This is a genomic window from Streptomyces sp. DSM 116793 (genome assembly GCF_057320905.1).
On the sequence record NZ_CM170494.1, the window covers coordinates 6,660,283 to 6,674,469 of the forward strand.

At 66.2% G+C, this 14,187-nt stretch carries 6 protein-coding genes and 1 pseudogene; 3 read left to right on the forward strand and 4 right to left on the reverse strand.

Annotation, left to right across the window (positions count from 1 at the left end; all coding sequences use genetic code 11):
• Window positions 1–175 precede the first annotated feature (175 nt).
• A complete protein-coding gene (locus tag ACSMXW_RS26200; RefSeq protein ID WP_485799860.1) occupies window positions 176–841 on the forward strand; it encodes an ATP-binding protein in 666 nt (221 codons plus the stop codon).
• Between the two features lie 4 nt (window positions 842–845).
• Here ACSMXW_RS26200 and pglX read toward each other — a convergent pair whose 3' ends face one another.
• Window positions 846–4,667, reverse strand: a complete 3,822-nt coding sequence (pglX, locus tag ACSMXW_RS26205; protein WP_485799862.1) for a BREX-2 system adenine-specific DNA-methyltransferase PglX — start codon at window positions 4,665–4,667, stop codon at window positions 846–848.
• A 69-nt stretch (window positions 4,668–4,736) separates the two neighbouring features.
• Window positions 4,737–9,434 carry a BREX system serine/threonine kinase PglW gene (gene pglW / locus ACSMXW_RS26210; RefSeq protein ID WP_485799863.1) on the reverse strand — a complete coding sequence of 1,566 codons (4,698 nt, stop codon included), beginning with the start codon at window positions 9,432–9,434 and terminating at the stop codon, window positions 4,737–4,739.
• Window positions 9,435–9,787: 353 nt separating this feature from the next.
• Here pglW and ACSMXW_RS26215 point away from each other — a divergent pair.
• A pseudogene (locus ACSMXW_RS26215) lies at window positions 9,788–10,626 on the forward strand (IS5 family transposase).
• Between the two features lie 220 nt (window positions 10,627–10,846).
• On the opposite strand, the gene ACSMXW_RS26220 reads toward ACSMXW_RS26215, so the two are convergent.
• Together ACSMXW_RS26220 and ACSMXW_RS26225 are read right to left on the reverse strand one after the other, a co-directional pair.
• A complete protein-coding gene (locus ACSMXW_RS26220; protein ID WP_485799864.1) occupies window positions 10,847–11,596 on the reverse strand; it encodes a transposase in 750 nt (249 codons plus the stop codon).
• A 204-nt stretch (window positions 11,597–11,800) separates the two neighbouring features.
• On the reverse strand, window positions 11,801–12,250 hold the full coding sequence (locus ACSMXW_RS26225) for a PIN domain-containing protein (RefSeq protein ID WP_485799865.1): 450 nt from the start codon (window positions 12,248–12,250) through the stop codon (window positions 11,801–11,803).
• 570 nt (window positions 12,251–12,820) lie between these two features.
• Here ACSMXW_RS26225 and ACSMXW_RS26230 point away from each other — a divergent pair.
• Entirely contained in the window at window positions 12,821–14,152 is a 1,332-nt protein-coding gene (locus tag ACSMXW_RS26230; protein WP_485799866.1) for a DNA-methyltransferase, read from the forward strand.
• The last annotated feature ends 35 nt before the right edge of the window (window positions 14,153–14,187 follow it).

Below are 14,187 nucleotides of genomic sequence, written 5' to 3' on the forward strand. Positions count from 1 at the left end.
TATCAGTGCTCAGGGCTTGAGGGCTCTCCAAGTAGCACGAACGAGTGAATCGAGAAGCGATTATTCATGCAACGTTGCGCGAACCTCTGCAGCGAGAGCAATCTGCTCAGGACGGTTCGAACCGCCATCAGTCCACAGGGACTTGATTGAGAGCTACCGACCCCCAGGGGGCGTCATGGCAGAGCACTCCACCGCTCACGAAGTGAAGTTCCGGCTGCCTCGTCGGCGGCGCAGCGTCCCCAGGGCGCGTGCGTTACTGCATTCAGTACTCGGTTCCTGGGGCATCGGACAGGCAGCGGAGACTGCTGAGCTGGTCCTCTCAGAGCTGGTGACCAACGCGATGCGAGTACGTGTGCCGCGTGACCGGCTGGTCGGAGTGCGGATCGCGTGGCTGCAGGAAGAGAGCATGCTGCGCCTGGAGGTCAGTGACGCAGGCGAAGGGAAACCCGAGGTACGGGCGCCAGGCGAGGACGAGACGGGCGGGCGCGGGCTGCTGCTCGTGGAGGCGCTGGCTCAACGCTGGGGGTTCGAGCAACGGGCATGCGGGATCGGGAAAACGGTCTGGGCAGAGCTGCAGGCCCCAGACCTCGCTACTGGCCGCGACGGTACCCAGATCGCTGCGGTAGCGGTCCGTGAAGGTCAGTGTGTACGAGTGTGCGGCGCCTGGCGAACGGTTCGAAGCGTGGGCACTGAGCGTTCTGCGTCGGGCAGCAGTTGCACTGTCGTGCTTGAGATGGACGACGGGTTCGAACTGCGGGTCGGCGCCGCCGCGCCGTTGACCGTACGAGGGCCGGGTGGCCCCTCCCCGCGCAAAGGCGGGGAGGAGGACACATCGGGATAGCTGCTCAGCCCTTGGTTGAGCGCCGGCCACGAGCAGCCGGGGCAGGCCGCCAGGCCCGCAGGTCGTCATCGGTGAGGCCGTGTTCACCCTGCTGGGTGGTGCGGTAGCCCGCGAAGAAAGCTGCGGGAGAGCTGCCGTAGAGCGGGTCGAAGTCGTTGTGCCACTGTTCGAGCCAGGGCTGAAGTTCGAGCAGGCCCGCGAGCAGCGGCGTCATCTCCTCGGAAGACAGCCCGTCGTGATTGGTGAAGTACGTGGCGAGCGCCTGCGCCTGCTCCCGGTGGTCCCAGCCCGCCCAGCCGAACAGCATCGGTGTTCCGGAGATCGCCCCGGTCGCATACGAGATGAACCGCTCCTTCGGCACGTCCAGCTTGCCTCGGGCACGCCAGTAGGACGGCTTGAGGAAGTCTGCTGAGGTGTACTTCGGCGGTACAGGGATCGTGTCTCGGATTTTCCGCTTCGCGGGCTCGTCCGGAGCGGCGTCCTCCTTGCGCTGGAGGTCCCAGACGTGCTCCCAGTCTTCGCGCTTCTTCAGGCCGCTGGGCTTGTAGCGGAGCGCGGGGAGGAACGGCACGTGCTCCTCGGCGAGGAGATCGGTGACGATGGTCGCCAGTTCTGTGCGCGGGGCGTACAGCTCCGCGACAGACACGAAGTCCTCATCGAGGGACAGCGCGGAGGTGAGCTGGTCGCGGGTGAGGATGGTCGGCTGTCCATCTTGGAACCACAGCTCACGGTTCTCCATCCGGTCGAGGAGCCAGGACTTGAGCGCGCGCTTCTGGAGAACATCCCAGCCCTCGGTGGCCCAGCGGCGCTTGTACTCGGGGCGCTCCAGCATGCCGATGGCGCGAGAGGTTTCGATGACGTCGATGCGCTTCTGGACGACGGCCTTGTAGGCGTCGGACCAGTGGTCGGGTAGCTCGGTGATGGGTGTGGAGTTGTGGCGCTTGAACCACTCGTCTGATGCCTCGCCCTTCTCAACGCGACGGGCGAGCACGATCTCGAAAGCACGCTCGCCGAGGGCGAGTCGGGGGACTTCCACTTCGGGCGCGCGAAGGTCTTCGGAGTGTAGGCGATAGAGGGAGTAGACCTGCCAGTCGAGTTCCTCCTGCATTGCGATCATCTTGGCCCGGGTGGAGTACCACTTATTCCGGCATTCGCTGAAATGTGGAGCGCTGGGGGTGCGTGAGTCTGGGTCGGTTAGCGCGGAGGGACTGGTGTCAGCAAGATCCCTGGCAAGCATATCGAGTTTCGCTGCAAGCTCGGTGGGAAATTCTCCGGGTAGGGGAAATTCTCCCATTGGGGTGCTGTTGAACTGGAAGAAATCTTCGAAGGGGAAGGTGCTTTGGCGCGCCCCCTTTGTGTCAACGGTGCTGCCCATATTGTGGCTTGCTTGTTTGAGCCAGAAGCAGGCAGTCGAGCTATTGAGTAGTCCGAGCAGTCGTAGATGCTCCTCTTCGCCTGCCCCTTTCTCTAGTTTGATCACAGGAGCAGAACGGTTGAATACCTTCCCGCCTCGATCAAGCACAAAGTGGTTGTGTGTCGCGACAAAAGCAAATGTGATCGACAGTGGAGTGCGGTAACGTTCAGCTACCCAGCGATACCAACCCCACCATGCCTTACCGAGGTCATGCTGAGTCTGGCCATCAAAGTCAGTAGTGGAACGGAGGTGGCTCCGTGTCTTCCACAGCAGGCGCGCCCAGGGGGCGCCAGCATCGTAAGGCAATGGGTTAAGGTCGTCATCGTAGGGTGCAATAGCGCTTTCCGTGCAATGGCATTCCCAATCTCTGACTACCTCTCCAACGATGAGCTTCCTGGCAAGGCCACCCGTGATGCGCTGTCGCCGAAGGGCCTCCGGGGTGCTGATGAACGCGTCGTCTTGCCCGGGGAAGCTGGCGAAACCGATGTCTCGAGCCAGAACACTCCTCAGTTTGATTCGCCCAGTTTCCTCGATTTTTTTGTTGAGTTCGACGGCGCCGTCAGTGAGCATCCAGGGATGTTTGCGAAAATACTGATCGCGGGGCAAGTCATCTACAGAGACCCACTGGCTTTTTGACCCCGGATGGTCGATCTGCTGAGTGATTGCCTGCCAGACCAGGCCCTTCTTGCCCAACTCCGGTGCTGTCGGTTCACCTTGAATTCCGCGTACGGTTCGAATGGTGTCTGTGCGGACACTTCCAGGGCGGCGTCGGCCCACAAGGATTACTGTAGGTGTGCCGTGGCCTGGAATGTGAGCTCCTGATGTGTCAATAACTTCCGTCAGCTCAACTTTGTGCGCAAAATATTCCTCAATTAGCTTGGTTCCGAACTCTCGCTTTGTGAAGGAACTCGCAGTGATCTGGCCCACCATTCCATATCCGTGCCCGTGAGGCGATCCGGACTTCGCGAGCTGAAAGAACCGCTCTACAAAGGGGACAGATAGTGCATATTTGCCTGCGCAAGACAAATAAAGGTCACGGTACAAGATGTTCAACTTCTTGTCCTTGACCGTGATGTATGGCGGGTTTCCTACCACTACGTCGTACTGGTCGCGTGTGAGGATATTCTTGTATGCCTCCTCGTGTATGTCCTCGGTTGCATAAGAGAATTCTGCCAGCTCATCCTTTTGGTCAGTTACGAACTCAAGTTCACCCTGTCCACTAGTGCCGCGAACGCCGATCTCAAGCTGGCGTCCCTGGATGAGGGAATCGCCCACCGCCAAGTGAATCGGCCAGTCGTATCTGTTGGCATCTGCCAGCGTCCGCACGTTCCCAGCGGCCATCCCGGCCATCAACAACCGGAACCGCGCAATAGCCACCGCGAACGGATTGATGTCAACCCCGTGCACCGCGTTCAGCGCATCCCGCACCCGCTCATGCACATCCCGCCCCGGCTCCCGCTCCGCGAACAGCCGAACCATCCGCCGAAACGCCCCCAGCACAAAGTGGCCCGACCCGCACGTCGGGTCGATCATCTTCAGCTCGCCGAACTTGCCGCCCAGTTCCCGCACCACCGGGTCCATCGTCCGGTCGAGGATGAACTCCTCCACGAACTCCGGTGTCTGCAGCAGCGCATACGTCTTCCGGGCCGACTCCGAAAGCCACTGGTACAGGTCGCCCAGGAACCGGGTGTCCCACCCCTTCGTGGGGTCGTCCTCATCCAGCGGGTCGGTGAAGTCGTGGACCAGTCGGTCGGCGTCCTCCCCCTCGCCCCGCTCGCGCCAGAACTCCACCAGCGCCCGAGCCGCGTCATGCGACAGCGGAATCTGGTACAGCGGATTGCGCCGCTTGTCGAACAGCAGCTTCCCGGCCTGCCCCGCGCCCAGCTCCTCGAAGGCCCGCTCCAGCCAGCCCCGGTACGTCGGGTCCGGGTCCTCCTCCACGTACTGCGCGTACCGAGCCTCCGCCAGGTCCCGACGCTCCGCATCCGGCCCCGTCAGGTACGGCTCCGCGATCAGCCGGTTGTCCTCGCAGAACCGTACGAACACCGTGCCCAGCACCCACGCCACCGCGACCTGCGTGACCCGCTCGTCCAGCCAGGCGTTCCACGTCGCCGCCGTACGCCCCAGCTTCCGGGCCTCGTCGTACTCCGCCCGCAGCCGGCCCGCGACCGAGTCCGCCGCCCTGATCCGCTCCACGCGGTCCGCCGACAACTCACCCTCAGCCGAAGCCAAACGCGCATCCAGCCAAGCACTCCACCTCGGAGTCGCCGGATCCGCCTTGCTCGCCTTCTCGAACTCCTGCCGCAGCGGTTTGAGGACCGACTCCCCATCCTTGACCTGCTTGGTGAGATCCACCTCGATCGCCTTGACCTGCTTGATCAGGTCGGTCCGCAGCGCTGGAGCGTCAATCACGTCGTCACATCTCCCGTGTTCCCCGTTGTCCCCAATGTGCCCATCGCCTCGGCGGCTCGCACCCCGCCGTCAGCCGTCCGCGGGCAGACCCGCATGCGCCGACGCCTCGGCCCGGTGGGCGTTGGCCACCCACGACTCGGGCAACTCAACCCATTCTCCCAGCCCCGACTGGTACGGCACAGCGACCGCGCCCAGCCTCGGCGGTCGCGCCGGGTCGTTCTGCGGGCACAGCAGCCACAGCCCGCGCCCTCCGTCCCGCGCCGCGTCGGCGAGCCGTTCCAGGACTGCCATGGCGTCGTACCGCGCGAACGCTCCCGCGTCCGTCAGCAGCACAGGTGATCCTGACGAGCCCCGTGCCCCCGCCTCCCGTGCCCCCGACACCAGCTCCCGCAGCCGGGGCTCCACCGCACCCCAACTCGTGCGCACGTACTCACCGAATCGCAGCGCCGCCTTCGAACCCGGCTCCGCCGCGTCCGCTCGTAGGATGGTCTCCCACGTGGGCTTCGGCCGCTGGTCGACCTGCTCGTGCAGGGCCCGCAGGAACAGTTCGGTCACCGATACCGCTTCCGCTCCGAACCGGTCCGCCGTAAGCTCGCGCACCGCCTGGCTCGCCAGCCCCGTCCGTACCGTCAGCACCCGGAAGCCGTCTCGCCGGGCCGAGGCGAGCAGCCGCTCCTCGGCCAACGCCGCGCCCGCGAGCTGCGGGTCGTCGGAGTAGCGGTGAGCGGTGAGGATGCCCGTCGCCTGGCGGGCGGCGTCCGACGACAGGTACGTGGACTGGCCGTCCCGCTGACGCGGGATGTAGCGCAGCGTCCCGTGGCCCTCGCGGGTCTTCAGCTCCAGGTCGAACCCGGCCTCCCGCAGCGCCCGGGTCAGCGGCCCGTCCGTCGGCAGTGCGTGACCGCGTCGCTCGTTCAGCAGCTCGGGGAAGCGTGCCCGTACCCGCTCGTGGATGTCCTTGGGCGTCAGCCCCGGCTGCCGTTTGTCCGGCATGCCCGGGATGCGTGGCACCAGACCGGCCTGGGTGAGGCGCAGCGCCCGTACGAGTGGCAGATTACGGGGGTAGATCTCCAGGCGTGGCGTGGCGGCGGCCTGGCGTGAGGCCGCTGCGGCGATCTCGACAAGGCGCCGCTCGTCCCACTCCACGGCCGTACTCGGAGGAGCGATGGCGCCCAGTTCCGCCAGCACTGTGGCCGCGGTCGGCAGGGTGTCGAGCTTTGCCAGCCGGTCGGCGACCTTGCCCAGCCGCTGGGCGTAGTGGAGCAGACCGGGCCCGGACGGGGTCTCGGGCGCGTCGTCGGGGCCGACCTCCAGGGCCAGCAGCCCCGCCCCCATGCCTTCGTCGGCCGCGTCACGGTTCGGCGCGTGCTGGAACTCGGCCTCGTCCGGGACGAGTTGCTCGACCTCGACCACCGCGCGTACGGCGGCCAGAGCCAGCGCCCGGCGCTGTTCGCGCTCCGGGAGCTGGGTGCCGCGCCGCACCGCCAGGGCGTCGGCGATCTCCGCCGCGGAGGCGACCCGGCCCAGGTCCCGCAACAGAGCCAGGATCTCGGCGCGCAGCACCCGCACCGCCGGGTGCTTCTTCCACCGGGTCCGCTGCGTCTTCAGCATCTGCGGGATGCGGCCCGCCGACAGTCCGAGCGCGCTCGCCACGTCCTTCTGCTTGGGCCAGACGCCGATGTCGGGCAGGGTGCCCCGCTCATCGGGGAGCCGGAGCAGCAGCCGCACCATCTCGCATTCGTTGCGGTTCGCGCCGTCCTTCTTCAGCTCCGGTACGAAGATGGTCGCGAGCGTATCGAGGGTGACCCTACGCAGAGCACGTTCCGGCAGCCCCTCCGCATTGCCGTTCTCCGCGATCGCGGTGGCGAGCGCGGCCTCCGCGACCGACAGCTCCTCCTTCGCCTCCTTGCGCCCCTCGGGGGTGAGCGGGGCGGCGGGCTGTTCGGCGAGGCGCTGCCGCCACTCCTTGATGCGGCGGAGGACTTCCTTGCGGGTCTTGGCGCCCAGGCCGGGCGCGTTGACGAGCTGATGGCGGCTGTAGTCGAGCAGACCACCGACGTCATTGACGTGCAGGCCGTAGACGAAGGACTGGGCGGCCAGGCTGAGGCCCGATGCCGAGATGGGGGTCTCGCGGTCGGCCTCGGCCGCCTGCCGGTCGCGCTGCTTCTCGGCGCTCTCTTCCTCGGCGTCCGGGATCGGGGCTTCCCGGGCCTCGGCCGGCGCCTCCCCAGTGCCGCCCGTGCCGCCCGTACCGCCCGGCGCGGCGGTGGGCTGACGGGAGCGGCGCGACGACGGCTTCGCCTCGTCCATGTCCAGGAAGATCTTTTTCCAGGCGTCCCGCATCGGCTTGAGGTCGGCATAGCGCTGAGCCGCGTCCCGGTGCAGGGCCTTGCGGAAGAATGCGACGAGGCCGTCGCGCACCGCCGGGTCGAAGGCATCGGCTGCGATCTTCGGGTACGGCTCCTTCTTCGGGTCCGTCTGGCGCGGCGAGACCCTCCCGTCGCCCCAGACCGGGAGTTCCCGGGAGGCCATCTCGTGCAGGGTGACGGCGAGGGCGTACCGCTCGGCGTGTCCGTCGTAGACCGAGCGATCGGTGAGCGTGCCGATGAACGGATCCAGATAGCCGTCCGTCCCGGCCCCGGTCTCCTGCACCGGATAGGCCGCCAGCGAGAAGTCGATGAGGACCAGCTCACGGGTGCGGTTCGGGCGGATGCGGATCGCGATGTTGTCCGGCTTGATGTCGCGGTGCCACACGCCCTCGCCCTCCAGGAAGTCCACCGCGCCGAACAGGTAGTCGCCGTACGCCTCGAGCTGGTCCACGGACAGACGGCCGAACTCCCGGAGCTGGCGGGCGACGGTCTCCTCGCGCCGCCTGCTCCTGCGCTCACCGGGCGCGGCCGGTTCGCCATCGGCCTCGCGTTCGTCTCCGACGTACTCCATGACGAGGACGGTGCGGCCGCCGATGCGCTGCGGCTCCGGCTCGACGAGACGGATGATTCGCGAATCGGGGCGCAGCCGTCCCATGATCTCGGCCTCGCGGGCGAGCATCTCCCCCTTGCTGTCCGAGTTGGCGACCTTCAGCACCGCGAGAGTCTTCGAGAAGCGCACGTCAGGGCCTGCCGTCAGGTCCCGTACGAGGAACGCGCGGCTGGTCGATCCCGTACCCAGGCGTCGCCTGACCTGCCAGCGGCCGGCCAGCACATCGCCCGCGACCGCTTCCAGCGGGTCCTTCTCCGGCTCGGCCGGCCGCACGGGCTCCGCGGGGACGGGTTCGGTCAGGACCGACTCGACGACCTCCAGCATCTCCAGGAAGTCGTCCACCGAGTCCAGTCGGTCGTCGACGTGGTAGGCCGTGGCCGCCTGCACCAGCTCGTCGATGTACTCCGACAAGCCGTCCACCACGGCGCTCGGTCGCAGTCCCTCACCCGCCTCGTAACGGGCCAGCAGCTCGGCCTGGCTGGCAGCCGGGGCCTTTCCAGTGGCCAGCAGATAGGTGAGGACACCGAGGCCGTAGATGTCCAGCGCCACGGGGTCGGCCTTCAGCGCGGTCAGTTCGGGGGCGAGATACGGGTCCGCACCCTCCGCTAGGTGGGCGCCCGCGTGTGAGAGCGTGGTCGGCGCGAACCGCTCACCGCCGCTCGGCATGCCGGACTCCGGACCGCGCTGGACCGCGACCTGCCAGTCCGAGATCTGAAGATACGGGCTCAGCCAAGCGGCCTCCTCGCCGTTCCCGTCCGCACCCGCCGCCCGCCCTCGGGGGCGGGGCATCACGTGAATGGCGCGGGCCGCCAGGGTGCGGTGGTAGATCCGGCGGCTGTGCGCCGAACGCACGGTTTCGGCGAGCTGCCGAACCATCGCCATCCGGCTCAGGATGTCCAGCTTCTCGCCGTATTGCGCCAGGTACTCGTCAAGGCGCAGCGTCCGTGGATCGAAGTCGAAGATCAGCGCGGGGCCCGCCGAGTGCCCGGACGGGTCGTACTGCTTCAGCTGAACCACACCGGGGTGCCGGAAACGCCGCAGCACCGCGGCCTCACGCCGCGCCGCCCGCTCGACCGAGGCCCGCACATCGGCGTCGGAGCCGCGCTCCCGCAGATAGACACGGATCCGTGCGGCCTCCGGCAGCTCGCTGTGCCGGGCCAGATAGTCCGCCCAGGTCGGGCCCGAGTCGAACGACTTCCGGTGCAGCAGATAGGGGCCGACCTTGTACTCGGCGTCGCTGCGGGCGATGCCCACCCGCTCCAGGGCTGACTGGATCCGACGCGACCGCGTCCGGTCGATGCGGCGATGCTCGTCGCGGGGCGGCGCCTGGAGCGTCTGGACGAGCTGGTGCACGGTGTACAGGCCGTGCTGGTCATGGGCAGGCAGCCGGTTCCTCAGCGAGGAGTCGGTGAAGCAGACGGCCTCCGACACCCACACCCGCTCGCCCTCCTGCGCCAGAAGCTGCGCCAGCTCCTTGGCCTTCTTGCTCGCCAGATGGAGCGGGTTGCCGTGCGTGATCTGCCGGCCGCTGGGCTGGGTCTGCAGCCAGGTGCCGTTACGGGACTCGACCGAGCCGTGCCAGTCCTTCAGCTCGATCAGATAGACCCCGCCGGGAGCGACGACGAGCAGGTCCACCTCCCTGACGTGGCCGCTGTGCGCGGTGAAGGTGAAGTTCGACCAGGCACGCCATGGATCGTTGTCGGGGAGCTTCTCCCGGATGACCTCCAGCCCCCGGCGCTCGTGCTGGAACTCGGATTCGGTGACCGTTTCCCACCGGCCGTCCCGCATGCGCCATCCCCGCTTCGCCCTTGTCGATCTGTCCTGATTACGGCTGCTCGGCAGCAATTTCCCAGCTGAGATCGTAACGGGTGTGGGGCCGGGGTCGGGAGCCCGATAACCCTTGGATCGAGCCGTCAATTCTAAAAGAGTGTTTTGTCCCGGAAGAGGTGTTTGGTGGCTCTCTGGGTGGCTGACCTGCCTGGGGCGGTTGAGATTTCCGGGTCACTGTCGTGCCGTTAGGGGCTGGTGACGGCAGGCGCAGGCCCGTTTCGGTCCTTTCGCTCCTGTCTGATCCCAAGGCGCCCCCGCTCACCCCTGTTTGCGCCCTGTGGAAGCACGGCGGCCGCCGGTACTACCGGAACATGTCCCGACAGCGGCCGTACACGAGTGACCTGTCCGATGCCCGGTGGAAGCTGATGGAGCCCATCCTGTCGACCTGGCGAGCCGAGCGGAGAGGAAAGGGCCTGGACATCGGCCGGCCGCCCGAGCGCGACCTGCGCCGGATCATGGAAGCCATCCTCTACCTCGACCGCACAGGCATCCCCTGGCGATACCTACCGCACGACTTCGCCCCCTGGGAGACCGTCTACGGCTGCTCCGCCGCCTGGCAGAAGGACGGCGTGTTCGACCATCTCAACGGAGTGCTCAGGCGCCTGGTCCGCAAGGCAGAGGGCCGAGACGAAGAGCCGAGCGCATGCGTGCTGGACGCCCAGAGCGTCAAACCTCTGCCAACGTCCCGGCCGCCGACCAGGGCATCCACGCAGGCAAGAAGATCGCAGGCCGCAAGCGACACATCGGCGTCGACACCCTCGGCCTCCCCCTGGCCGTCCTCGTCACCGCCGCCAGCGTCTCCGACAACGTCGGCGGCATCCAGGTCCTCTCGCAGATCGCGACAGCGCATCCCCGTGTCACGAAGGCGTGGGCCGACACCGGCTACCGCACCAAGGCCATCGACCACGGCGCCCGCCTCGGCATCGACGTCGAAGTCGTCCAGCGCGACCCCGGCCAGAAGGGCTTCAAGATCCTCCCACGGCGCTGGGTCGTCGAGCGGACATCCGGTTGGCTCATGCACCACCGACGTCTCGCCCGCGACTACGAAACCCACCCACACCGCTCCGACGCCGTGATCAAACTGGCGATGGTCGACCTGATAAGCCGCCGCCTCACCCGGGAAACCACCCCGAACTGGCGCGACGCCTGATGCCCTTACCAAACACCCCTCCCGGGACAAAACGCTCTTTTAGTAGCCCTGACCTGCGAAAAGGGATGTGATCTGCCCCGGCAGGATTCGAACCTGGTACACGGCTCCAGAGGCCGCTCCTGGCCTACGAAACATTGCAGGTCAGAGCAGATTTTGCGATTGGCTGATCGGGACCCAGTCCATGGATGGTCCACCACGCCGGCCGGAACAGTGAGCCTTTTCAGCGTTGCCTCTCCAGGGTGAGGACGGCCTTGGCGATGACGGTCATGCGGTTGGGGCTGATGCGTGACCTGCGGAAGATCCGCCAGGACTTCAGCCGTGCCATGCCGCGTTCGACGGGGGCTCGTGCCTGGGCGAGGGCTCGGTTGACGGTTCGCTGGGTGGGTGTGAGGTCTCCGCCTGGTGGACGTCTCAGGCCGGTGGTGACCCACGTGCCGGCGCCCTGGTGGGCGCGGTCGGCAAGGACCGGAACGCCCTGCCGCTCGCAGATCCGGATGATCTTGTGGGTTCGGGCCGCGGTCAGGTCGTGGGTGCGGCCCGGCAGCGCGGGCGAGATCCACAGCACCTGGCCAGCCGGATCGGTGACGACCTGGACGTTCACGCCGTGGCGGCGGTGCTTGGCCGAGTAGTCAGCGCGACTGTCGCCGACGCGGTCGCATTCGGTGAGGGTGCCGTCCAGCAGGACGAAGTCCGGATCGCGCTCGCGCATAGTCTTCAGCAGGCCAGCGGTGCGATCGGCGAGCAGACCGGTGACGGCCGTTACGTAGGCATGGGCAGTACCGACCGATATCCCGAACCCGGATGCGATCCGGGCCAGGGTGTCGTGCATGCGCAGGTACACCAGCGCGACGAGCGCGCGTTGGTGCGGCGGGAGCTTGCACCGCCGGTCACCTTCACGGGTGACGATGAGCATCGTGACCTGCTCGACCAGGGCATGAGGCAGGTCGAGTGCGGCAGGATAGGAAACCAACGAGGCTCCTGCGCCGATGGGTTGAGACTTCGAACACCTCCCTCAACGGCACGGGAGCCTCGTGCGTTGCGGACCACCGGTTCACCGAGCCAAGATCACCCAATCGGTGGCCGCCCTGAAAAGGCTCAGTGCTTGCTCTCAAGGACTTGACCGGACACCGGAGCGTAGGAGCGTTGGCGGTGTCCGGGAGGGGCCTTCAGTTTCTCAGATGCTGCGGGTGTAGTCGGTTTTGTCTTGGACCTTCCTGTAGACGTCTTCGCCTATCCAGTGGCAGTAGAGGTTTCTGCCGCTGATGGCGAGCCGCCGACAGTGCTGGCCGCTGATGGACCAGGCTGCCACTTCGGCTCGCGGCCTGCCTCGGGAAGCCGTCAGCTCGGCCACATACTCGAGTGCGGGTTTCAGATCGGTGTCGGCCGACACCATGATCCCAACGCGGTATTCGCTGCGGGTGGTCATGACGGCAAAGTCCAGGGTGAGCTGGACGTCGATGCCCTTTTCCTGGGCTCGCTCCTTGGGCCATGCGGATGGGTAGCGCAGGGGCCGGGTGACGAGCTTGACGAGTGGGTCGCTCTCCCACTGGGCGTGCTGCCGCCGCGAGGCCCCGTAGGAGCCGGGCTGCCTGGTCGCGTCGGGCTGGCCCCGATAGGTGCGCACCTGATGAAGGCCGGTCGTAAGGGCTGTCAGCGGCGAGGTGCTGGGCGAAGGCTACGGGATCGAACTGTCCCCCGGATCATGCATGGCACGGAGGCGGCGCCACGGCGCCAGCGCAGCCGGTATTGCCCGATCCAGGCCGGTCCGCCCCAGACCGCCGCCCTCTACGCAGACAGGAGGGTAGGACCCGGTACGCTTCATCACCTGAGAAGTGCTTCTTTCTTCGCGACGTACGGGTCTCGCGACAAGCCCTATCGTTGCAGTTCAGGAGCGCTTCTCGCGTTTTTGATCAGCCCTCTGACGGTCCACCTCGCGAAAGCGCGAGGCTAGCGGTCAGGCTGTCGGCCAAGTGCCCCGATGCAGCGGGGCGAAGATCATGGGGCACTTACTTGGAAGCCCCGACTCTGCCCACTTGGACGTTGTGTATCGTCGGCTAGCTGCCGAACGGAACCTCGGCAGGAGTGTGGCCACGGGGACAGCTGTCAGGCTGGCCCTACTTGCCTGGGACGTCGGCGCATGCTACTTCCGCTCGCGGGACACACGTTGGACGAGTACATCTGAGGCAAGGACGCGTTGACCACTTTCACGGACGATCAGAAGGTCTACACGACACCCCGCGGCACCCAGTTGCACGGGGACTCCTTGAGGCTGCTCCAGGGCCTCGACGACGAGAGTGTGGACTTGATCGTCACGAGCCCGCCCTTCGCCCTGCAGCGGAAGAAGGCATACGGCAACGAAGATCAAGAGGCCTATGTCGACTGGCTCGCCCAGTTCGGTGAGGCCGCAAAGCGCGTCCTGAAGTCAACCGGGAGCCTCGTCGTTGACATCGGCAACGCCTACCGCAAGGGCAGTCCGACTCGATCCCTCTACCCTTACCGTGTCCTGCTGAAGTTCGTTGACGAATTGAAGTACCACCTCGCGGAGGAGTTCTTCTGGTATAATCCGGCGAAACTCCCTAGTCCACTCGAGTGGGTGAATAAGCGCCGGATTCGGGTTAAGGATGCCGTAAATACGGTCTGGTGGTTCTCGAAGACTGAGTGGCCGCAGGCTGACGTCAATCAGGTGCTGCTGCCGTACTCGAAGAACATGGAGCGTCTCCTCAAGGATCCGGAAAAATACTACAAGGCGACCCTCCGCCCCAGCGAGCACTCGATCTCAAGGCACTTCGGCACCGATAACGGTGGTTCAATCCCACCGAACCTGCTGCAGGTCTCCAACACGGAGTCGAACTCGAACTACCTACGACTGTGCCGCGCGCTTGACATGCAATCGCACCCTGCCCGGTTCCCGAGTGAGCTGCCGCGATTCTTCATCGAGTTCCTGACCAAGCCTGGTGACGTCGTCGTTGATATTTTCTCGGGCTCGAATACCACGGGGATGGTCGCGGAACAACTTGGCCGCAAGTGGTACTCGTTCGAACTCAGCCGGGATTACGCAGCGCTCTCCATCATGCGGTTCTTGCCGGGGGTGAACCCTCCTGACGCCCAGGTCCTCTATGAGAAAGCACGGACAGGGACGGTGTCCTTGCCGGAGGATGGCCAGCCGCTCGTTATCACTGCCGTGCAGTCTGCCGTCGCAGAGGCGTCGCTTTCCGTAGAGTCTGCGGAAGCGGCTCTGGGTGCCGCCGAGGTAGAGTTCCTGCGTGCGGGCGAGAACCTCGCGGAAGCCAAGTTCGCCGCCGAGTGGAATCCTGATGTAACCCTCGATGCGAACGCCGATAAGGCTGTGACTGCTGCAGTGGAGCGCGCGAAGGCGTGGGCTGACGACGCTGCCGCAGCGCGCCGTGACGCGAAGCGCCGGCTCAACAAGGCGAGGAAGCTTGCGGATCAAGCACACGCCGCGCTCACAGAGTTCGAGGCGTTCTACAAGACGAAGCTCGCGGCAGAAGACGCCACGGCGGAGTAGGCCGTGACAGCGCACGCTGGGGATGACTTCACCCT

Coding starts and splice junctions, on each gene's coding strand:
- ACSMXW_RS26200 (WP_485799860.1), top strand. CDS start 176: ATGGCAGAGCACTCCACCGCTCACGAAGTGAAGTTCCGGCTGCCTCGT.
- pglW (WP_485799863.1), bottom strand. CDS start 9,434: ATGCGGGACGGCCGGTGGGAAACGGTCACCGAATCCGAGTTCCAGCAC.